The 558-nt window shown below is 55.0% G+C and carries 1 pseudogene; it reads left to right on the top strand.

What is annotated here, in order from left to right:
* Positions 1 to 125: 125 nt before the first annotated feature.
* Positions 126 to 558, top strand: a pseudogene (locus tag ACTHUR_RS16970) (glycosyltransferase family 39 protein); the annotation flags it as partial.

Genomic DNA, 558 nt, shown 5'->3' with positions numbered 1-558 from the left:
CAACCAAACACCCGATAAAAACGAGCCGTACGCATTATTTTACAAAGCTCTCCAGTCCGGCATATCGCGCAAACCCGTCAAACCCTGTACCATTGCTATTCAAACCAACCGTTTTTTGACCTTCCATGCTGACTTACACACCGCCCGATCCGCGCCGCCCCCAAAAAACCCATGAAAAACCATGGCTACTGCTGCTGATGGCTTTTGCCTGGCTGTGGCCGGGCGTGTTCTCGCATGACTTGTGGAACCCTGCCGAACCCTCCCTCTTTACCGCCTCTGAATCCATGAAAAACGGCGGCAGCCTGCTGATTGCACAAATCTTCGGCCAACCCGATTTCACCATCTCCCCTGCTTTTTTATGGGCGGCAACCGCATTCCAAACTCTGTTTTCGCCTTGGGCGGCCGATGCCTATGATGCCGCACGTTTTGCCGGCGTGGTATTTACCGCCATCGGACTGACCGCCTGCGGTTTTGCCGGTTTCAACTTTCTCGGCAGACACCACGGCCGCAGCGTTGTCTTGATCCTTATCGGCAGCATCGGTTTGCTGCCCATCGCCC

It is taken from the genome of Neisseria sp. P0021.S007 (assembly GCF_051956855.1).
This window is presented reverse-complemented; position numbering and strand designations above follow the sequence as displayed.